Source organism: Phreatobacter oligotrophus (genome assembly GCF_003046185.1).
Taxonomy (GTDB): Bacteria; Pseudomonadota; Alphaproteobacteria; order Rhizobiales; family Phreatobacteraceae; genus Phreatobacter; species Phreatobacter oligotrophus.
Genome location: NZ_PZZL01000002.1, coordinates 61,481 through 80,189 on the forward strand (window position 1 = coordinate 61,481; position 18,709 = coordinate 80,189).

Below are 18,709 nucleotides of genomic sequence, written 5' to 3' on the forward strand. Positions count from 1 at the left end.
GGCTCAGTCTCGCTCATGGCTCAGTCTCGCTCTCGGCCCCGTCCGAATTCGGGATGCGAGAGCTGATCATAGGACGGGGGGCCGATGAAGGCACCCAGCCCCGCCATCCGCCGTTGGACAAGGACCGAGCCGTCGCCGGCGCCCCGCCACGGGATGATCCGCCGGACGGGCAGCCGGGCGACCGTCTCGTAGCCGTGATAGGGCACCACATCGACGACGATGACCGGGTCGGCGACCCAGGAGCGCGGGCTGATCGCGCCCGCCTTCGAGCCGACCTGACCATAGAGGTCGCGGCCGTTCAGCACCCAGCCGGCATTGATCCGCTCGCGCGGCTCGCCAAGCCCCATGGCAAGCGTGAGCCCCTCCTGCCGCACCCGCGAGATCGCGAGGAAGTCGCGGGTGCCGGCCAATGACCAGGCGGCCAAGGCGATGACCAGCACGGCCGCGAGGCCGGGCCAGACGCGGCCCGCCTTCGGACGGACGGCAGCCGCGCCCGGCTGCGCCAGCAGCGCCAGGATGAGGCAGGGCAGCACCGGCAGGATGTAGCGGTCGTAGCGCGCCGGAATGATTAGGATCGGCGCGTAGAGGACGACGCCGACCGTCAGCGCCAGCGTCACGTTGAAGGCGACGGCGTCGCGGCGATCGGCGGTCCAGAGCTGGACGAGGCGATGGACGAGGACGGCAAGGCCCATGGCGCCACCGGCGGCCGAGGCCAGCGACAGGGCCAGGGCGACGGCGTGGGGCTGTCCCTGGTCCGCATGGTCGCCGCCAAGGCCCCACCGACCGAGGACATGGTACCAGAACGGCATGGTGTCGCCGAAGACGAGGAGGAGCAGGCCCGCAGCCGCGAGCGCCAGCACGGCGACGCCCGCATGGACGCCCATCGCCGTCCGCGGCGCCAGTCCGCGCACCATGGCCGGATAGGCGATGACCACGACCGGCAAGGCGAAGAGCCCCAGATAGAAGAAGGCATAGGCGAGCCCGAGGGCCACATGCTCGAGGAGGGCCGGCCATGACGAGGCCGCCAGGGTCCGGATGTCGGCGGCGTTGAAGTTGTGCTGGACCGGCGTTCGGCCGGTCTCGGCCAGGATGAGCTGGTAGAGGGCCTGCAGGGCGATGAAGGCGAGGATGGGCAGGATCGCCGCCAGGGCGAGACGGCCGGACAGCGGCAGGCGCCGCCATCGCGCCGCGGCCACGCCGACGGGAATGGCGATCGCCGTCTGCCGGTAGCCGAGGCTGACAAGGGCGAGGGCCCAGCCGATACCGGAGAGCCAGGGCCGAGGCGACGTCGCCCCGGTGCCGAGCAGGAGCAGCGCCATGACCTGCACGGCCGTGGCCGGCACATCGGTCATGAAGGTGAACGACAGGACGAGATAGATGGGGTTGGCGACAAGGCAGGCGGCCCCGAGGAAGGCGGCGGCCGGCATGACCCGCGCCGCCCTCAGCCAGAGATAGATCGCCGCCCCGCCGCCATAGCCGAGCACCAGGGTCGAGGCGGTGAAGGCGAGCGACCGGTCGGCGATGAGCTGGGTGAACAGCGCTCCCCAGGCGATATGGCTGAGGAGGTTCGGCGCCACCCAGTCGTGCAGGACGAAACGGCCATGATCGGCCAGCTCAGAAGCCGAGAAGCGGAAGGCCCAGTCGTCGATATGGGCATCGGTGCCGCCCGGCGACACGAGAAGGATGGCGGCGAGCCAGAGCACCAGCAGCCCCCCAAGAGCCCTGGCGTCACCCGAGGCGAGGACCGCGGCGATGGTCTGGCGTGGTGCGCCCAGGGCGCGGTCCCGGCGAGGCTCCAGCCGCTCGGCGGCCGGCGGGGACAGGTGCAATGTCATGCCTGCTGATCAAAACAAATGGGGCCGGATGCGACGCCCCGGCGCAATGCGTTTCACTCTTCTACCGTGAGTAGCAGAAGCGCCGCGCCGTCACCTCATCCGGCCGTGCAGCCCTCGACTGCACGTAACGGAAGGCTCAAGGCCGCGGGGCGCGTCGGATCGGAGCGCTAGCGCGGAGGCGGCGGCTCGTCGGCCAGACCGAAGGCCGGCAGTTTCAGCTCGTCATAGGAGGGCGGACCGATGAGCGTTCCAACCCCCGGCCGCCGTCGCTGGACGAGGACCGAGCCGTCATGCCTGCCGCGCCAGGGGATCATGCGGGACACCGGGATCCGGATGAGCGTCTCATAGCCGTTGTAGCGCAGCACATCGACGACGATGGCCGGGTCGCCATGCCAGGAGCCCACCGATGTGGTGCCGCGCGGCGTGCCGATCTGTCCATAGAGGTCGCGGCCGTTCAGCACCCAGCCGGCATTGATCCGCTCCCGCGGCTCGCCAAGGGCCAGCGCCTGGTCGAGGCCGGCCTGGCGCGCCCGGGATGTCGCCACATAGTCATGGGTTCCGGCAATGGCCCAGCCGGCGAAGGCGGCGAGCGTGAGGCAGGCGAGCGCGACGGCCAGGGGACCGGCCCGTCGCGGCGTGAAGGACGGTTCGCCCCGCGGAACGGCCAGCAGGACGAGGAAGAGGCAGGGCAGGATCGGCAGGATGTAGCGGTCGAAGCGCGAGGGCATGACCGGGATCGGCGCGTAGAGCGCGAGGCCGACCGCGAAGGCCAGGGTGAGGTGGATGATCACCGCATCGCGCCGGTCGCCGCGCCAGACCTGGACGAGCCGGAGGATGAGGACAGACAGGCCCATGAAGCCGCCAGCGGCGGAGGCCAGCGTCAGCCCGACCGACCAGGCGAAGGGCGGCTCGGGATGGTGGTGGTCCGGGCCTAGCCCCCAACGGCCGAAGACGTCGCCCCAGAGCGGCATGGGATCGCCGAAGACGAAGAACAGCAGACCGGCAATGCCGGCCGTGGCGGCCGCCACCGCGCCATGGAGGGCAAGCGCTCGGCGGCCGAGCCCGCGGGCCATGGCGGCATAGGCGATGATGATGACCGGCAGCCCGAAGAGGCCGAGATAGAGCAGGGCATAGACGATGCCGAGGGCGGCGGTCACGGCGAGGCGGGCCACGGGGCCGCGCAGGAGCTGGCCGATCTCCTCGGCGTTGAAGTTGAACTGCAGCGGGATGATGCCGGCGGCGGCAAGGCTCGCCTCGTAGCCGCGCTGTAGGACGAGGAAAGCGAGGACGGGCAGGATGGCAAGGCCGAGGACCGTCAGGCGTCGCGGCGCCGTGACGAGCCGCGCGACGGCCATGGCGAGGGGGATGGCGAGCGCCACCTGCCGCCAGGACAGAGCGAAGACCGCAACGACCCATCCTGCGGCTGCGAGAAGCGGACGGCCCGAGGCGAGGGCCGTGCCGAGCAGCAGCAGGGCGAGCGTCTGCACCGCGGCATAGGGCACGTCGGTCATGAAGGTGACCGAGAGCGCGAGATAGATGGGATTGGCGAGGAGGCAGCCGGCGGCGAACAGGGCGAGGGCCCTGCCCGTCCCGACCTGGCGCAGCCAGAGATAGAGCGCAGCGCCGCCAAGATAGCCGAGCACGAGCGTCGAGGCGGTGTAGGCCATCGGCTGGTCGCCGAGGACGCGGACGAAGGCGGCGCCCCAGACGGTGTGGCCCAGAATGTTCGCGGCCGACCACGGATGCGGCGCGAAGGTTCCGGTGAGGGCGAGTTCGGCGGCCGAGCGGCGATAGGCCCAGTCATCGATGAAGACCATCGAGCCGCGCGGATCGATGATCAGGATCGCGGCCAGCCAGGCGAGGGCGAGAAGGGCGAGCGGCGCGACATCCTCGCCGGCGATGAGCGGCCGGCCCTGGCCGCGCCGTCCGGCGGGTGCGTGGGCGACGACTTCGCTGTCCCGTTCGGAGCGGGCCCACGCGGTGGGAGGCGACGTCGAGGTCATGCCATGGCCGTCGGTTCAGGGTGCGCAGGTTGCCACCCGTCACGCATCTGTGCGGATGCGGCCGTGTCACAACATGTTTCTGGGTAACTGCCCGTATCGGCGAAGGCTAGCCTTTTAGGGTAACTGGATACCCCTATTCCGTAACAATCCGATCACAAAAACCGTGCCCTAACGGTATCCCTGTCGCTTCGATAGAACCGTTTGGGCGCCTGCCCATGCGTCAGTCGGGCGCCCGGCCCGGCCATTCCGCAAGGTGATGTTCCAGTTCCTGCAACTCCGTCAGGTCGTGCTCCCAGGCGGTGATTCGGCCGCGCACCGAAATGCCGGCGGCATGGACCGTCTCGGGGTCGCCGGAGACGAGGGGATGCCACCAGTAGAGGTCGCGGCCCTCGGCAACGAGGCGATAGGCGCAGGTGGGCGGCAGCCAGGGCAGGGTCCGCGCCTCCTCCGGCGTCAGGCGGACGCAGTCCGGCACGCGCTGCTGGCGGTTGGCATAGTCGCTACAGCGGCAGGAGGAGCCGTCGAGGAGCGTGCAGGCCACCGAGGTGAAATGGATTTCGCCGGTGTCCTCGTCCTCGAGCTTGTTGAGGCAGCAGCGGGCGCAGCCGTCGCACAGGCTCTCCCATTCCGCGTCGGTCATGGCCTCCAGGGGCTTGTCCCGCCAGAACGGCGGGGCATGCGGCCCCTCGCCCGCTGTGTCGTCGGCCATGGCGGCCCTCCCGCGGGCGTTCCCGACGCCCGGCCGGTAACCCTCTTGTCAGAGAACGGTGGAGACGGCGCGAGGCCGTTGGCTCACCCCGCCGATCTCCGATATGGTAAGCACATCGTCAAGGGCCTGCCCAGAAAGGCGTTCCGGCTTGACCGATCTCACTCCCGGCGGCGGGTGGGGAAGCGCCCTCAAGCGCTTCTTCCTCGACCTCGATGCGCGGCTGAACGATGGCGCCTACCGGCTCGCCGGGGCGATCGGTCGCGCGTGGGAAAGGCTCGCGGACCTCGCCGACCGCGTTCAGGTCTATGGCTGGAAGCGCGTTTTCGCCGAGATCGCCTCTGAGGGCATGACGCTCGGCACCGGCGGCCTGCTCGTCCTCCTGATGCTCGCCATCCCCGCCTTCCGCGACACGGCGGAGGACTGGCGCAAGCCCTCCGAGCTCTCGGTCGTCTTCCAGGACCGCTATGGCAACGAGGTCGGCCGGCGCGGCATCCGCCTCAACGATTCGGTGCCGCTGGAGGAGTTCCCCGACCACCTCATCAAGGCGGTGCTGGCCACCGAGGACCGGCGGTTCTTCGAGCATTACGGCATCGATGTCATCGGCACCTTCCGCGCCATCGCCACCAATGCGCGGGCCGGCGGCGTCGTGCAGGGCGGCTCGACGCTGACCCAGCAGCTCGCCAAGAACCTCTTCCTGTCGAACGAGCGCTCCATCGAGCGCAAGATCAAGGAGGCCTTCCTCGCCCTGTGGCTGGAGTCGCGGGCGACGAAGAACGAGATCCTCAAGACCTATCTCGACCGCGCCTATATGGGCGGCGGCGCCTTCGGGGCGGAAGCCGCCTCGGAATACTATTTCGGCAAGTCGGTGCGCGACGTGACGCTGGCCGAGGCCGCCATGCTCGCCGGCCTGTTCAAGGCGCCGACGCGCTTTGCCCCCCACGTCAACCTGCCGGCGGCGCGCGCCCGCGCCAACACCGTGCTCGACAACCTGGTCGAGGCCGGTTTCATGACCGAGGGCCAGGTCTTCGGCGCGCGGCGCAATCCCGCGACCCCCGTCGACCGCAAGGACGACGCCGTCCCCAACTACTATCTCGACTACGCCTTCGAGGACGTGAAGCGCCTCGTCGCCGCGACGCCCTCGCTGGTCGACCGGGTGCTGACCGTGCGGACCGGCCTCGACCTCGCCATCCAGAAGCAGGCGGAGACCTCGGTCGACCAGATCCTGCGCCAGTACGGCAGCGACTATGGCGCCAGCCAGGCCGCGGCGGTGGTGATGGAGGTGGACGGCACGGTGCGCGCCATCGTCGGCGGCCGGGACTATGGCGCGAGCCAGTTCAACCGGGCCACCGAGGCCATGCGCCAGCCCGGCTCCTCGTTCAAGCCGCTGGTCTACGGCACGGCGATGCGCGAGGGCCTCATCAACAGCCGGTCCATCGTGGTCGACCGGCCGATCTGCCTTGGCAACTGGTGCCCGCAGAATTACGGCCGCAGCTTCTCCGGCTCGACCACCGTGACCTCGGCCATGGTCCGGTCGATCAACTCGATCCCGGTGATCCTCACCCAGCAGATGGGTCGCGGCGACAGCCGCATCGGCCGGCAGAAGATCATCGCCACGGCCCGCGAGATGGGCGTGACGCGGCCGATCACCGACACGGCGCCGATGCCGATCGGCGCGGCGGAGATCACGCTGGTCGAGCTCACCACCGCCTATGGCAGCTTCGCCTCCGGCGGCCTCGCGCTGCAGCCCCATGCGGCGGTGGAGATCCGCAATTCCGCCGGCGAACTCGTCTGGCGCGCCGATCGCGACCTGCCGCCGCGAAAGCGCGTGTTCACGCCGCAGGTCGCCGCCGACATGAACGGCATGCTGGTCGGCGTGGTGGAATCGGGAACCGGCCGCCGCGCGCAGGTTCAGGGCGTGCAGGTCGGCGGCAAGACGGGCACGACCAACTCCTACCGCGACGCGCTCTTTGTCGGCTATTCCAGCCACTTCGTCACGGGCATCTGGTACGGCAACGACGATTATTCCGAGACCAACCGCATGACCGGCGGCTCCCTGCCCGCCATGACCTTCTCGCAGATCATGACCACCGCCCATCAGGGCCTCGATCGCCGGCCGATCTTCGGCCTGTCGACCGCCCCGCAGGCTCCGGCCGGGGCGCCCTCGGCCGCCCCGCTGCCCCAGGCCGGCATCGCCGATCGCCCGCAGTCGCTGTCGCGCCGCTCGATGGAGGTGCTGGGCCGCATCGACCTGATGCTGCGCGATGCGGCGGAGAGCCGCCCGGGCCCGTTGTCGGCGGCGCCCTCCGGCTCCGTCACGCGATGACCGGCCAAGCGGCAGAGACGATCGCCTGATGCGCGCATTGCCCGGCCTCCTCCTGACCCTTGCCATCGGGGCCGCGACCGGCCTCGGCCTCACCGCGCTCTCCGTCGGCCGCTCGACCGGAGCAGGCACGTTCCGCATCGGCCCCTGGCTGGTGACCCCGAAGGCCGGCACGGCGGAGGCCGACCCCTATGCCCGCGCCGTGGCGGCCCGGCTCGGCACGCTGCCGCTGGCGCTGGCCGATGGCCTCGCCCTCGTCGCCGACCAGGACGAGGCCGGCGCGGCGCTCGACGGGCGCTGCACCTATCGCTTCCACGGCCTCGTGCCGCCGGCCCGCTACTGGACGCTGACGGCCGCCGGCAGCGATTTCCAGCCAGTGGTGCGCGAGGGCTTCCGCCAGGGCTTCACCAGCTACGAGGTGGTGCGCGGCACGGATGGCGCCGCCGAGGTCCTCGTCGCGCCCCAGGCCCGCGCCGGCAACTGGCTGCCCTCCGGCGGGGCCGGCGAGCTGCGCCTCGTGCTCAGGCTCTACGACACGGCCGTGGCGACGACGATCTCCGCCGGCACTCCCCTGCCCTCGCTCACCAGGGTGAGCTGCCCATGAGCGCGCCGGGCCGCATGACCGGGGGGCGGGCATGACCGACCTCTCGCCGCGACGCCTCGCCGATATCGGCCGCGAGCGCTTCGCCCGCGTGCTGGGCGTCCTGCCCTGGATCGTCGCCGGCCTGCTGCTCGGCGTCGCCGTGCACATCGTCTCGGTCTTCGCGCTGCCGCGGCTCGCGCCCGACGATGCCCGCGCCCGGCTGTCGGAGGTCGCCACCGTCAATCGGCTGACGACGCTGTCGGGCCGGGCCTCGGTGATCCTGCCGCTCGCCGATCCCGCTTTCGAGACGGCGGTCTGCCGCTTCGACCTGACGAGCGGGCCGCTGCATGTGCGCGCGCCGGTGACGCCGCATTACACCGCCATCGCGCTCTACACCTCCACGGGCCTCGCCTTCGGCGCCATCAACGACCGGGCGGCGACGCGGCGGGTGCTGGACCTCTTCGTGGTGACGCAGGCGCAGCGCCGCGAGATCACCACCGACGAGGACGAGACGGCGGCGGACAACCTGATCCTCGTCTCGCCGACGACGGAGGGCTTCGTGCTGATCCGGGCGCTGGCGGTGCAGCCGAGCCTTGCGCCCCTCGTCCGGGACCAGCTGGCGAGCCAGGCGCTCTGCGAGATCCTCACGCCGGAAATGGCGCCGCCGACCGAGTGAACCGCCGCGCGGGCGTCACTTGCTGATGATGGCCTCGTCGGGGGCCGGCGATCGCGGATAGTAGCGGGGCGGCGCCTGCTCGACGCCGATGCCGCCGCGGGTGGTGGCGACCGAGCAGAGCCGGTCGAACTCGCGGATGTCCTCCTCCAGGCCGCGGAGCTCGCGCTCGGCCATCACCGCCTCGTGCTCCGGGGTGGCGACGATCTGGGTGTTCAGCGCGCAGCGATAGGCCTCGGAATGCTGGCGCAGGCCGTGGCGGACCCAGGCGATGATGGTGCGGTTCTCGGCGATGCGGTCGCGGGCGGAGCGGATCTCGACCTGGGAGAGGCTCGGAATGTAGCCGAGCGCGCCCTCGCGCACCCGGTCCGCCTCAAGCACCTCGCGGGCCTTGTCGCAGAAGGGGCGGATGCGCTGGCGGTCGGCGCGCATGTCATCGGTCATGCGGATGAAGCGGGCCTTGGACGAGCGATAGTCCTCGCGGGCGAGCGTGCGGCAATAGCCGCGCGGGTCGGGATCGTAATGGACGGGATCGCCGATGCGGGTCCGGCGCAGCTCCGCCCAGAACTGGTTGACGCGATCGGCGGCATGGGTCGGCATCATCAGGCCATAGCCGAGCTGGCGCATCTCGCGCTCGGCATCGGTGAAGGCGTAGCCGGAGACCGGTTCCTCGCGCCATCGGGCGGCGTGGCTGCCAGCCCAGGGCATCACGTCGTCATTGAGGACATTGGGCGCGGGACGGCCGAGGTCGCCCTGCGGCGCGCAGGCGGCGAGCGCCAGGGCGAGGCTCGCTACGGCGGCGGATCGGACGGCGGCGTGGAACATGCGGGGGCCTTCCGCGGGTGAACGCAGCCCGTCCTCGGGAAGGGTCAGGCGCTCCTGCGCCGGCGCTTCGGCCGGTCGCCGCCCTTCAGGGGCGGATCGACGATGAGGACCGGCGGCGGTGGCAGGTCATGGCGTTCGATCCGGACGACGGGCAGCACCACCACCTGACCGGCGGCGGACGACAACTCCTGCTCCGACCCCAGCATGCGGCGTCTTTCGAGCGGGAAACGAAGAACGGACCCCATGAAGACCTCCCTTGCGCCTGCCCTCCAATGCGGCCATGCCCGGCGACTGTCGCCGACGCGCCCGGTCATTTGAGACCGCTATGGTTAACAGGGGGTTACCAAGCCGCAGGGCTGCCGCCCCCCGCGGCACCTTGACCGACCGGCTCCCACCGGGCGGGATCGCCCTCGACGAGGTGCCGATGACCAGCCAGACGCCCGATCCGCTGATCTACGTGGTCGAGATCGACCTGCCGCCGGAGGATGGCCCGCGGTCGCTCGCCACCTTCAGCCGCTGGTACGCGAACGTCCATGCGCCGCATCTCTATGAGGCGGGCTTCACCACCTGCACCTCCTACCGGGCGGTGCGCGGCGGCATGGGCATCGTCGACATCTACCAGGCGCCGGACTGGTTGGTCTTTGCCGGCGAGCGCTTCGCCCGCTACCGGCAGGTCGCGGCCGCCGACCCGCATCTGCCGCTCTTCATGGCCGGCATCGCCAACCGCCGCACGCCCTATGTCGCGGTGGACGGCCTTGCTGCTGCGGCACCGCTTGCCAGCGACTGGATAGCGCTATGGCGCTTTTCCGCTGGCACAGAGCTGTTTGCGGAGACCCAGGCCTGGCTAGCGGCCACAGGGTTCACGGCGCGGCTCCTTCGGCGCACCCGCGAGGCGCCGACCGGCGGGTCCGACCGGCCCAACGCCGCGCTGCTCATCGAGAGCCGATCCAAGCCGCTGGAGGCCTTGCCCGTGGATGCGCCGCAGGCCTTGCGGGCCGCCGTGGTGGCGGCCGAGCCCTTCGCCGGTTATCGCCTCTACCCCTGGCCGGACGATGCCCGCCTGATGAACCCGGGCTGACGGACCCGGGCGCCAAAGGTTAACGAGGCGTTTGCACTAACGAAGCGTTCACGAAATCCCGCCTATTGTCCGGATCGAGCCCTATCGCCTGACCGGTCATCCCCACCGAATGTCCTCCCCGCGTCTTCCCAGCGTCCAGCGACTGATCGGCCTTGCGCGGTCGAACGGCGTGGACGTGCGGCCGACGCTGCTGCGGGTGATCGTCGATCAGTTCGTCGCCGAGGCGCAGCATCCGGCCGCGGAGGTGACGCGCTTCGCCGAACTGGTGGTGAACCTCCTGCCGCGGGCGAGCGAGGCGGACCGCGCCATCGTCGCGGAAAAGCTTGCCGATCATCCGCAGACTCCGACCGTGGTGGCGCGCGCGCTGGCGCAGGATGCGGGCGCCATTGCGCGGCCGATCCTTGCCCGCTGCCGCGCCCTCTCCGACGACGACCTCTTCCTCGCCGTGCGATCTGGTGACGGCGAAAAGGCGCTGGCCGTGGCCGAGCGCGAGGATATCGGCCTTGCCGCGCTGGTCGCGCTTGAGGACATGGACGATCCTGCCATCCGCACGGCGCTCGCCGCCCGCATCGGCCGCAGCCTGCCGGCGCCTGCGCCGCGGCGGCCGAAGCCGGCCGATCTCGGCCAGCGGTTCCTCGCGGCCGCGACGGCGCAGCGCGAGACCATGCTGGCCGAACTGGCTCTCGCCGGAGAGACATTGCCCCCCGGGCTCGGGCCGAAGAGCGCCGGGCTGGACCTCGAGACCGCCGCCCTGTCGCGGCGCGAGGGCGCCCTCGCCGAGGCGCTCACCCGCACCTTCCTCTTTGACACGCGGACCGCGGCCGCCGTTGCCGGTGATCCCGGCGGCGAGCCGCTGGTGGTCTGCGCCCGCGCCCTCGACCTTGGCCGCGAGGCGACGATGCGGATGCTGCTCTTCGCCCATGAGGCGATCGGCACGTCGGTGGACCGGATCTACGGCCTCGCCTCGCTCTACCAGGCGATCCCCCGCGCGGCGGCAGTGGCTCTGGTGCGCTCGTGGCAGGCGGCGGCGGTGGCCGAGACGGCATCGCGGAGCGGGCGTCACCAGCCGGTCATGGCGAGCGATGCGTCGGACCGGGTCGGGGCCCGCCAGGCGGCGAGCGTCGCCGCGCGGTCGATGCCGAGGACGCCGGTCGCGCGGCCGGGGAGCCTGCGCCTGCCGAAGGCGTGAGGCGGGTTCAGGCCCCTCACCCTTCCCTCTCCCCGCAGGCGGGGAGAGGGGAACCATGACGTCGCGCCCCATCTGAACCGAGCCGCCAGGCAGGGCCGCTGTCGAGCAGACGCCACGCTGTTGCCCCCTCTGCCCGCAGGCGGGGAGAGGGAAGGGTGAGGGGCAACCATCCCCCAAGATCCGAAATCTGAGCCCTCAGGTCCGGGCGATGTCGAGGAAGCTGCGCCCGTCGCGATCGTCCACGTCGACGATCCACAGGTCCGGGTCGAAGCGAATCTCGCGGTCCAGCTTGTCGCGGACCTTCTCTTCCTCGACGAAGATCTCCGGCCAGGCAGCCACGAAGAGGCGGTCCTCCGGCCTGTCCTCGCCGAAGACCGATTGCGGGGCCTGGAGAAAGAGCGCCACCAGACGGTCGCTGGCGCGGGACACGGTCACGGCGATGGCGCCGGCCTCCTCGGCGCCGCGCCGGCGCAGCGTGGCAAAGCCGCCCTCCAGTCCGACGCGGCGGATGAAGGCGGAAACCCAGAAGCCGGAGGTGACGCGCATCGCCGCCGTCCCGTCAGGGCCGGCGCGGACCGGTATCGGCAGCGATGAGATCGCCGATGGAGCGCTCGCGGGCGGCAGGCGCCGGACGCGGGGCCGGAGCCTGGGCCGGACGACCGTTCTGGCCGATGAGGTCGGCGATGGATTGCGGGCCCTGCGGCGCGGCCGCCTGGGCAGTGCGCTGCGGCGCAGGCGCCGGAGCGGCGGGCGCCTGGGGGCGAGCAGCAGCCGTCGCGGCGGGGCCGCCACGCTTCAGCTTGGCGAGGAGCGCCTCGGAGGCCTCGCCGGTGACAGCCAGCCGCGCCTCGGTCTCGAAGCGGCGGATGGCGGCCTCGGTCTTCGGGCCGGTGACTCCGTCGACGGCGCCGTCATAGAGCTTGCGGCGGACCAGTTCGCGCTGCACGTCGGCGACGATCTCGGAACGGCCACGGGTGGCAGGTGCGGCCGCGGCGGGAGCGGCAGGCGCCGGGGCCGCCTCGGCGGGACGCTGGGCGATGCTGGCGGTCTGCTGCACATCGGCTGGGCGGGCGACGGGCACCGGGGTCGGCGCCACCACGGCGGCCGCGAAGAGCGGGGCGGGATGCGGGCCGGTCTGGCGCATCAGCGCATTGCCGATGATGCCGAGGCCGATGAGCGCGAGCGCGCCGAGGGCGAGGCGGTCGCCCCAGTCCTGGCCGGTCAGGCGCTGCAGCAGCGAACGGTCGTCCTCGGCCGCCTGCGGGCTGCGGGGATCGAGGTCATCGTCATTCCAGGTGGCGTCACGCAATTTTCCGTCCCTCCTGGAAGGTCTGTGCGGCCGTGGCCCGGTCCTCGCTGCGCGCGACGGGAAGCTGCGCCACCGCACCGGCGCCGTGGGCCTCGCAATCCATGGGCATGCGCAGGGTCACGCGGGTGCCGCGGCCAAGCTGCGACGTGATCTCGATGCGGCCGCCATGCAGTTCGGCGAGGCCCTTGACCACGGAGAGGCCGAGGCCGGTGCCGTCATAGGCGCGGTCATAGCTGGAGCGCGCCTGGAAGAAGGGGCTGCCGAGCCGCGGCAGGTCAGCCTCGGCGATGCCGATGCCGGTGTCGGTCACGGCGAGCGACAGGAACGCGCCGTCACGGCGCAGGCTGACCGTCACCGAGCCGCCGGGCTTGGTGAACTTCACGGCATTGGCGACGAGGTTGAGGAGGATCTGGCGATAGGCGCGCTTGTCGCCGACCACCTCGTCGAAGCTCTCCGGCAGGTCGGCGGAGAGCGCGACGCCGCCGGCCTCGGCCTTGAGCTCGACCAGCTGCATGCACTGGTTCACCAGCGGCGCAAGAGCGAAGGGCTCCGGCGTGATCTCGAAATGGCCGCTCTCGATCTTGGACATGTCGAGGATCGAATTGACGAGGTTCAGGAGGTGCTCGCCCGAGTCATGGATCAGCGTCGCATATTCATGGCGGCGCGCCTGGTCGAGCCGCATGGCCTCCTCGTGCATCAGCATCTCGGAGAAGCCGTTGATGGCGTTCAGCGGCGTGCGCAGTTCGTGGCTGACATTGGCGAGGAAGCGGCCGCGGGCCTCGTTGGCGCGATCGGCCTCCTCGCGGGCGGCGTCGACGGCGGCCTCGTGGCGCTTGCGCTCGGAGACGTCGCGCAGCACGGACACGACCTGCTGGCTCTCGCCGGAGCCACTCAACGGGCGGCTGCGCATCTCGACCCAGGTGAAGGTCGGCTGGCCATCGGCGGCATCGCCACGGCGCAGGCGGAACTCGGCGGCGGCCTCGACCTTGCGGGAGGCGGCGATGGAGAGGGCGTTCAGATAGGCCGGCCGGTCGGCGACATGGACGCGGTCGAAGAGGCTCTGGCCGTGCAGGGCGTAGGAGGGCACGCCGAGGACGCGCTCGGCGGCAGGCGAGGCGAAGACGACCGCGCCATTGCGGGCGTGGCAGGTGACGAGGTCCGTCATGTTCTCGGCGAGGAGCCGGTAGCGCTGCTCGCCGGAGGAGGTCACCTCCTCGCCGGTGCGGCTCACCATGGCGGCCGAGAGCGCCAGGCTGATGGCATAGACGATGGCCGCGGCGACGGAGGCGAAGGCGGCGACGGCCAGGTGCTCCGGCGGCAGGCCGACCGCGGGCAGCGCGCTGCCATATTGCGCGGCGGCGATGAACGTCACGGCGGCGAGCACCATGCCACCGGCCGCCGCGACGACGCGGCGGGCGCCGGAGAGCACCGCCTCGGCGGGCACCAGGGCGAACCAGATGACGATGAAGGAGGAGAGGCCGCCGGACAACAGCGCGATGAGCGTGACGATACCGGTCAGCGCTGCGGCCGAGAACAGATGCGCCTGTTCATAGGCGCCGGTGCGCGACAGGAAGGCGGCGATCGCGATGGGCAGGACGAGCCAGCCGAAGGCGATGGTCTCGACCGGGCCGGGCACGCCCTTGAAGGCGAGGTAGAGCGGCAGGGCGGAAAGCGCCAGCAGGCCGGGAATCATGCGGGTGGCGATGAAGGCCCGGTGCCGGGCGAAGACCACGGGATCCACGGTCGCGGCCGGATGGACCAGGCCGTCGAGATAGGACCTCACAGAATGGATCAACGCGCTTTCACGCAACGCACGCACCCCGAACGCGGCATCCGCCGTTCTCACTTCGACGACCATGACAGGGCGGCGTGAAGGAAACGCTAAGTCCGGGGGGTCCGAGGGGCTCTGTTCCACCGGGCGCGGCGTTTTGCGGGCCATGGTGAAAAAAGACTTTCGGGCCCGTCCCACAGCCCTGGCGTGTACCGGTGGCCGGCAAGGTGCATCAACCTTAATCGAATTTCCGCGATGCATTTGCGGCCCGTTCACCTTGTCCGCCAAGGCCTCGTTCATGGCTCGCGGGCCAGGATCGTCACAACCGGAGCGGTGCCCTCGAGGCAAAAACGACCGCCCGGATACAGGGCTCCAGCGACCGGAAACGGCGTCATGTCATTCCTCTTCAAGGCCGCCTTCTGGCTTGGCCTCGTCTTCTACGTGCTGCCGCCGTCGGCTCCTCTGCCGCCATCGGCCGGCACCACCCTGCCAAGCTCTGGCGAGGTCGCGACCGCCGTCATCCGCGGCGCGACGCAGCTGTGCCGCGACCATGCCGAGACCTGCGCCCGCGGCGCCGGCCTCGTCACCGACACGGTGCAGCGCGAGCTGATCGGCGCCTCGACGCCGGCGGCCCATGACACGCTGACCCCGGCGGACCGCGAAGTGCCCTTCGGCGGCGTCCAGCCTCCCGTCGGTTCAGCGCCGCTGCGCGCGCCGCTGCCGCCCCGCCGGCCGGCCTGACCCTTTGTTTCGGGGAGGGGGCGGTCTATATGCCCCCCATGAGCCAGACCGCCCTGCCCTCGATCGACGAGATCAAAGACGCCTTCGCCCTGATCGATGACTGGGAGGAGCGCTACCGCTATCTCATCGAGATCGGCAAGGCGCTGCCCGGGCTACCTGAGGCGCAGCGCACCGAAGACAACCGCGTGAAGGGCTGCGCCAGCAATGTCTGGGTGGTCACCCATGTCGACCGGCCCGGACCCGACGCCGTCATCACCTTCGAGGGCGAAAGCGACGCCCATATCGTCAAGGGGCTGGTGGCGCTGACCCTCGCCTATTATTCGGGCCGTCCGGCGCGCGAGGTCGCGACCGACGACGCCTTCGGCCTGTTTCGCTCCTTCGGCCTCGAGCAGCACCTCACCCCGCAGCGCTCCAACGGCGTGCGGTCGATGATCGACCGCATCCGCCGCGACGCCGCCGCCGCGACGGCGAGCTGATCAGGCACCGAGCGCAGTAACCGCTTTGCGCGGGAAGTAGAACTTCCTGCGGCGGGTCGTAAAGCCGCATGCGGTAATTACCCATGGTTGCAAACCTCCGAGCTTCGCGCGATTCTTCTCGGGCGTCTCGGAGGGATCATCCATGAAGAAGTTTTTTTGGGGGGCGGCGCGGATGTTCCGGGAGGTCATTCACCGAAACCCAGTTCCATCGATCTCCCTCGGGCAAATCAAAATTGATATCCCCACAGATATTGGGGCTTTCTTCATTAATCCGACACGGTTCGGATTTGACATAGATGATAAAACAACCCCATTTTATTCGGAAGATACACATTTTCTTGAGAGATGCTATTCTAGTGAAACAAAACCCGATTTGCCGATACTTTATCGACAACTCACCGGCTTTGCTTCTCATAACATCCTTCCTGTGTTCTCGCCTTATCTCGACGCGACGGATGGGCAGATAGATGTTGTCGTCAACAGCACCCCGTACAGACTTCCGCCGATTCTCCATGAACATGGGGATCTGTCACTCCGCGCCCACAGGTCCCTGGGGCGCATCCGAACGCTCAAAGATGGGTCCGACGAAAACAACCGATCTCTACGTATTATCGACGTCACGGAATCAAAAATAATCTGTCAGCCCGCTTTTTACTTTGATCAGATCGCCACTAATATCGTCATGGACTGGGACAGCGGCGCCCTCGGACCTAGTACAACAATCAGGAATTCGATAGAAAAACCCGTGAAGGGCACACTAACCTCACTTCGGGATTCGGTTCTTGCAAACACACTTGGGGTTTGCGCGATGTTTTACAATCGCGAGCTCAAACCACTCATTCGTGTTAGAAAGCCCAATCTCGGCGCCCTACCGAACGGAGGCCTCCATTGCACAGTATCAGGTGTATATTTATTTGATGATGAGCCTGGGCGTAATTATCATCTTCATGTACTAGGAAAGGGAATGGTACACGAGATAGAACGCGAGACGAAGCTTGATGAGAAGCAATTCTTGTTTCTTCCTGTTGCGTTTGGTCGCGAACTTCCTCGAGGCGGAAAGCCTCAGCTTTTCTTTATAGCCATATCGCTAATTGACGACGATCGATTCTCTACATTGGCCTTGGAAGCCGAAGAAGCTGACGAATACACTCGCTTCGCCATTGCTGACGAAGGTCTTCATAAAGATGAAGATGGTCGATACTCTTATTTTAAGAAATACGATCCGCGAGTTTTTACGTATGAAGGTCTTGCATGTATATATATCTGTGAGAAATTTATTGAACTAAATAGAAATGAACTACTTCGTCGAATTCGTGATTTCAATGATTGACATTGCGCCATGCTCACATTCCTCCCCCTCGCTTGGCCGCGCCCGTAGAACCCGGAAGTTCATGGTGACGGCTGCAGACGGCAAGATATATCGCGCAGCGTGCTTCTGCGATGGTATGAAGCCGCGACGGCGGGCTGATCAGGCGCCGAGCGCGGCCGCGAGGCCGGAGAGGTCGGTCAGGACCGCCTCGGGATCCCGGCCGGGATATTCATCGGGCATGCCGGTCCGGTTGATCCAGAAGGTGCGGAACCCGAAGGTCGCGGCGCCCGCGACGTCCCAGCGGTTGGACGAGACGAAGGCGATGTCGCCTGGGGCGGCCACGCCCGCGGCACGCAGGGCATGGTCGTAGACCGCCGCCACCGGCTTGTAGGCGGCGACCGGTTCGACCGTCACCACATGATCGAGCAGCGGACCGATGCCCGAGGCGGCGATGGCCGCGTCGACCATGGCGCGCGTGCCGTTGGTGAAGATGGCGGTGGCCTTAGCCGCGCGCCTCAGCCGCTCCAGCGCGGGTACGACGTCGGGATAGGCGTCGAGGGTGCGATAGGCGGCGAGCAGCGCGCTGCGCAGGGCGGGATCGCTGATGCCATGGCGCGCCAGGGCGAAGTCGAGGCCGCGCTCGGTCAGCGTCCAGAAATCGTCGAAGCCGCCCATCAGGGTGGTGATCCAGGAATATTCGAGCTGTTTCGTCCGCCACATCTGCGAGACGGGGCCTGCGAGGGGCCCCAGCGGCGCGCCGGCGCGCTCGACGGCCGAATGCACATCGAACAGCGTGCCGTAGGCGTCGAACATGACAGTGGTGGCGGTCATCGCGCGTCTCCCTCGGCAGGCAGCTTCGCGGCAGTGGCGCGCGGCGGCAAGCCTTGCCCCATCCATCGTTTTGGTGCGCGTCTGGGATCACGACATTTCATGGTGACGGCCGCGGGCGACACGATAGATTTCGCCTCCCCGTGTGCGGAGAGAACCGATGCCCACCTGGTCGAAAACCTGGACCTATGTCGATGGCGATTGGATCGAGGGCAACCCGCCCCTGACCGGCCCGCGCAGCCATGCCTTCTGGCTGGGATCCTCGGTCTTCGACGGCGCGCGCATCTTCGATGGAATGATGCCGGACATGGACCTGCACGCGGCCCGCGTGAACCGCTCGGCAACGGCGCTGGGCCTCAAGCCGACCATGGCCGCCGAGACGATCGTCGGCCTCGCCGCCGATGGCGCCAAGAAGTTCGACGGCAAGGTGCCGCTCTATGTGAAGCCGATGTACTGGGCGGAGGGCGACGGCCCCAGCGCCATCCTGCCCGACCCGGAGACGACGCGGTTCTGCCTCTGCCTCTACGAGGCGCCGATGGGCCAGCCGACCGGCACGTCGATCACGCTGTCGAAGTTCCGCCGCCCGACCATCGAGAATGCCCCGACCGATTCGAAGGCGGGCTGCCTTTACCCGAACAACGGCCGGGCGCTGCGTGAGGCGCGCTCCCGCGGCTTCGACAATTGCCTGGTGCTCGACATGGTCGGCAACGTCGCGGAGACGGCGACCTCCAACATCTTCATGGCCAAGGACGGCGTGGTCTACACGCCGATCCCGAATGCCACCTTCCTCAATGGCATCACCCGCCAGCGCACCATCGCACTGCTCCGCCAGGCTGGCGTGACCGTAGTCGAGCAGAGCCTGCGCTACGCCGATTTCGAGAGCGCCGACGAGATCTTCGCCTCGGGCAACTATTCCAAGGTCATGCCGATCACGAAGATCGACGACCGCGAGCTTCAGCCGGGGCCGTACGGCCGCAAGGCGCGCGAGCTCTATTTCGAATATGCGGCGGCCGGCCCGCGGGTGTGAACGGGGGTCCGATCAAAGGGCCGTTCACGGCTG

18 protein-coding genes are annotated in these 18,709 nt (G+C 69.1%); 9 read left to right on the forward strand and 9 right to left on the reverse strand.

Features of this window, described 5'->3' with window-relative positions; translation table 11 throughout:
- Positions 1–20 precede the first annotated feature (20 nt).
- The 3 genes from C8P69_RS04240 to C8P69_RS04250 form a co-directional block, all read right to left on the reverse strand.
- Positions 21–1,835, reverse strand: coding sequence for a hypothetical protein (locus tag C8P69_RS04240; RefSeq protein ID WP_146167284.1), 1,815 nt, complete (start codon positions 1,833–1,835; stop codon positions 21–23).
- A gap of 167 nt (positions 1,836–2,002) precedes the next feature.
- Positions 2,003–3,838: a hypothetical protein gene (locus C8P69_RS04245; protein WP_108174638.1), complete on the reverse strand. Its 1,836-nt coding sequence runs from the start codon at positions 3,836–3,838 to the stop codon at positions 2,003–2,005.
- Positions 3,839–4,058: 220 nt separating this feature from the next.
- Entirely contained in the window at positions 4,059–4,547 is a 489-nt protein-coding gene (locus C8P69_RS04250) for a YcgN family cysteine cluster protein (protein ID WP_108174639.1), read from the reverse strand.
- A 148-nt stretch (positions 4,548–4,695) separates the two neighbouring features.
- On the opposite strand from C8P69_RS04250, the gene C8P69_RS04255 reads away from it, so the two are divergent.
- Genes C8P69_RS04255 through C8P69_RS04265 form a run of 3 tightly spaced genes read left to right on the forward strand, consistent with a single transcriptional unit; the run spans position 4,696 to position 8,126 of the window.
- Positions 4,696–6,870 carry a transglycosylase domain-containing protein gene (locus C8P69_RS04255; protein WP_245901862.1) on the forward strand — a complete coding sequence of 725 codons (2,175 nt, stop codon included), beginning with the start codon at positions 4,696–4,698 and terminating at the stop codon, positions 6,868–6,870.
- 28 nt (positions 6,871–6,898) lie between these two features.
- Positions 6,899–7,471: a DUF1214 domain-containing protein gene (locus C8P69_RS04260; protein ID WP_108174641.1), complete on the forward strand. Its 573-nt coding sequence runs from the start codon at positions 6,899–6,901 to the stop codon at positions 7,469–7,471.
- A 31-nt stretch (positions 7,472–7,502) separates the two neighbouring features.
- Positions 7,503–8,126: a DUF1254 domain-containing protein gene (locus tag C8P69_RS04265; RefSeq protein WP_108174642.1), complete on the forward strand. Its 624-nt coding sequence runs from the start codon at positions 7,503–7,505 to the stop codon at positions 8,124–8,126.
- A gap of 15 nt (positions 8,127–8,141) precedes the next feature.
- Here C8P69_RS04265 and C8P69_RS04270 read toward each other — a convergent pair whose 3' ends face one another.
- Together C8P69_RS04270 and C8P69_RS23755 are read right to left on the reverse strand one after the other, a co-directional pair.
- Positions 8,142–8,948: a hypothetical protein gene (locus C8P69_RS04270; protein ID WP_108174643.1), complete on the reverse strand. Its 807-nt coding sequence runs from the start codon at positions 8,946–8,948 to the stop codon at positions 8,142–8,144.
- 44 nt (positions 8,949–8,992) lie between these two features.
- Complete coding sequence (locus tag C8P69_RS23755) at positions 8,993–9,133, reverse strand: hypothetical protein (protein ID WP_170118115.1); 141 nt, start codon at positions 9,131–9,133, stop codon at positions 8,993–8,995.
- Between the two features lie 239 nt (positions 9,134–9,372).
- Here C8P69_RS23755 and C8P69_RS04275 point away from each other — a divergent pair, with 239 nt between their 5' ends.
- Both C8P69_RS04275 and C8P69_RS04280 read left to right on the forward strand, forming a co-directional pair.
- Positions 9,373–10,026: a hypothetical protein gene (locus tag C8P69_RS04275; RefSeq protein ID WP_108174644.1), complete on the forward strand. Its 654-nt coding sequence runs from the start codon at positions 9,373–9,375 to the stop codon at positions 10,024–10,026.
- A 109-nt stretch (positions 10,027–10,135) separates the two neighbouring features.
- Positions 10,136–11,215 carry a hypothetical protein gene (locus C8P69_RS04280; protein ID WP_108174645.1) on the forward strand — a complete coding sequence of 360 codons (1,080 nt, stop codon included), beginning with the start codon at positions 10,136–10,138 and terminating at the stop codon, positions 11,213–11,215.
- Positions 11,216–11,410: 195 nt separating this feature from the next.
- Here C8P69_RS04280 and C8P69_RS04285 read toward each other — a convergent pair whose 3' ends face one another.
- Genes C8P69_RS04285 through C8P69_RS04295 form a run of 3 tightly spaced genes read right to left on the reverse strand, consistent with a single transcriptional unit; the run spans position 11,411 to position 14,319 of the window.
- On the reverse strand, positions 11,411–11,761 hold the full coding sequence (locus C8P69_RS04285; RefSeq protein WP_108174646.1) for a DUF1491 family protein: 351 nt from the start codon (positions 11,759–11,761) through the stop codon (positions 11,411–11,413).
- Between the two features lie 13 nt (positions 11,762–11,774).
- Positions 11,775–12,524, reverse strand: coding sequence for a peptidoglycan-binding domain-containing protein (locus C8P69_RS04290; protein ID WP_108174647.1), 750 nt, complete (start codon positions 12,522–12,524; stop codon positions 11,775–11,777).
- Positions 12,517–14,319, reverse strand: coding sequence for a PAS domain-containing sensor histidine kinase (locus C8P69_RS04295; RefSeq protein ID WP_245901863.1), 1,803 nt, complete (start codon positions 14,317–14,319; stop codon positions 12,517–12,519). The genes C8P69_RS04290 and C8P69_RS04295 overlap by 8 nt, the downstream gene beginning before the upstream one ends.
- Before the next feature lie 369 nt (positions 14,320–14,688).
- Here C8P69_RS04295 and C8P69_RS04300 point away from each other — a divergent pair, with 369 nt between their 5' ends.
- The 3 genes from C8P69_RS04300 to C8P69_RS23430 all read left to right on the forward strand — a co-directional run bounded on the left by C8P69_RS04300 (position 14,689) and on the right by C8P69_RS23430 (position 16,842).
- Positions 14,689–15,036, forward strand: coding sequence for a hypothetical protein (locus C8P69_RS04300; RefSeq protein WP_108174648.1), 348 nt, complete (start codon positions 14,689–14,691; stop codon positions 15,034–15,036).
- A gap of 38 nt (positions 15,037–15,074) precedes the next feature.
- Complete coding sequence (locus tag C8P69_RS04305) at positions 15,075–15,512, forward strand: SufE family protein (protein ID WP_108174649.1); 438 nt, start codon at positions 15,075–15,077, stop codon at positions 15,510–15,512.
- 142 nt (positions 15,513–15,654) lie between these two features.
- Entirely contained in the window at positions 15,655–16,842 is a 1,188-nt protein-coding gene (locus C8P69_RS23430; RefSeq protein WP_146167285.1) for a hypothetical protein, read from the forward strand.
- A gap of 138 nt (positions 16,843–16,980) precedes the next feature.
- Here C8P69_RS23430 and C8P69_RS04310 read toward each other — a convergent pair whose 3' ends face one another.
- Positions 16,981–17,652, reverse strand: a complete 672-nt coding sequence (locus tag C8P69_RS04310; RefSeq protein WP_108174650.1) for a haloacid dehalogenase type II — start codon at positions 17,650–17,652, stop codon at positions 16,981–16,983.
- A 157-nt stretch (positions 17,653–17,809) separates the two neighbouring features.
- Here C8P69_RS04310 and C8P69_RS04315 point away from each other — a divergent pair, with 157 nt between their 5' ends.
- On the forward strand, positions 17,810–18,676 hold the full coding sequence (locus C8P69_RS04315; RefSeq protein ID WP_108174651.1) for a branched-chain amino acid aminotransferase: 867 nt from the start codon (positions 17,810–17,812) through the stop codon (positions 18,674–18,676).
- The last annotated feature ends 33 nt before the right edge of the window (positions 18,677–18,709 follow it).

Excerpts from the sequence above, each read along its gene's own strand:
- C8P69_RS04240 (WP_146167284.1), bottom strand. The coding sequence starts at position 1,835 with ATGACATTGCACCTGTCCCCGCCGGCCGCCGAGCGGCTGGAGCCTCGC.
- C8P69_RS04245 (WP_108174638.1), bottom strand. The coding sequence starts at position 3,838 with ATGACCTCGACGTCGCCTCCCACCGCGTGGGCCCGCTCCGAACGGGAC.
- C8P69_RS04250 (WP_108174639.1), bottom strand. The coding sequence starts at position 4,547 with ATGGCCGACGACACAGCGGGCGAGGGGCCGCATGCCCCGCCGTTCTGG.
- C8P69_RS04260 (WP_108174641.1), top strand. The coding sequence starts at position 6,899 with ATGCGCGCATTGCCCGGCCTCCTCCTGACCCTTGCCATCGGGGCCGCG.
- C8P69_RS04265 (WP_108174642.1), top strand. The coding sequence starts at position 7,503 with ATGACCGACCTCTCGCCGCGACGCCTCGCCGATATCGGCCGCGAGCGC.
- C8P69_RS04270 (WP_108174643.1), bottom strand. The coding sequence starts at position 8,948 with ATGTTCCACGCCGCCGTCCGATCCGCCGCCGTAGCGAGCCTCGCCCTG.
- C8P69_RS04275 (WP_108174644.1), top strand. The coding sequence starts at position 9,373 with ATGACCAGCCAGACGCCCGATCCGCTGATCTACGTGGTCGAGATCGAC.
- C8P69_RS04280 (WP_108174645.1), top strand. The coding sequence starts at position 10,136 with ATGTCCTCCCCGCGTCTTCCCAGCGTCCAGCGACTGATCGGCCTTGCG.
- C8P69_RS04285 (WP_108174646.1), bottom strand. The coding sequence starts at position 11,761 with ATGCGCGTCACCTCCGGCTTCTGGGTTTCCGCCTTCATCCGCCGCGTC.
- C8P69_RS04300 (WP_108174648.1), top strand. The coding sequence starts at position 14,689 with ATGTCATTCCTCTTCAAGGCCGCCTTCTGGCTTGGCCTCGTCTTCTAC.
- C8P69_RS04305 (WP_108174649.1), top strand. The coding sequence starts at position 15,075 with ATGAGCCAGACCGCCCTGCCCTCGATCGACGAGATCAAAGACGCCTTC.
- C8P69_RS23430 (WP_146167285.1), top strand. The coding sequence starts at position 15,655 with ATGAAGAAGTTTTTTTGGGGGGCGGCGCGGATGTTCCGGGAGGTCATT.
- C8P69_RS04310 (WP_108174650.1), bottom strand. The coding sequence starts at position 17,652 with ATGACCGCCACCACTGTCATGTTCGACGCCTACGGCACGCTGTTCGAT.
- C8P69_RS04315 (WP_108174651.1), top strand. The coding sequence starts at position 17,810 with ATGCCCACCTGGTCGAAAACCTGGACCTATGTCGATGGCGATTGGATC.